This window comes from Vibrio sp. 10N.261.45.E2 (genome assembly GCF_002875705.1).
GTDB lineage: Bacteria > Pseudomonadota > Gammaproteobacteria > Enterobacterales > Vibrionaceae > Vibrio.
Window position 1 is genome coordinate 1 of sequence record NZ_MCZZ01000064.1, and the last position, 362, is coordinate 362.

Sequence of the window (362 nt, forward strand, 5' to 3'; positions counted from 1 at the left end):
TCGAAATCTTCAGCCACGACAGAGAAGTTAAGGTCAATCGCGTTTTCACCCGCACTATCAGGGTGCTTAAGTGGTTTAAACAATTCAAATTGATAGCTGTTATTTGAGGTATCAAAAACAATTTCAAACACAGGCTGATTACTGGTTACCGTCTGTGCAACATAAGTGAAGGTCGTGCCACTCTGTGAAACAGGCAGCCACTCTAAGCTTTCTCCATCTGAAGTTAAGCCTGCAATCACTAAGTTTTCATCGACCAATTCGTACTTAACAACACCATCAGCACCTTCATCAACGGTGAATAGACCGTTAATAATAGTATCTTCGGATTGATCCGAACCAATCCCAGCAAGATCATCTTCATC

General features: G+C 41.7%; 1 protein-coding gene. It reads right to left on the reverse strand.

Features of this window, described 5'->3' with window-relative positions:
• The coding region (locus tag BCT34_RS03610) for a hypothetical protein (RefSeq protein ID WP_133148375.1) at positions 1-362 on the reverse strand (362 nt) is incomplete at both ends.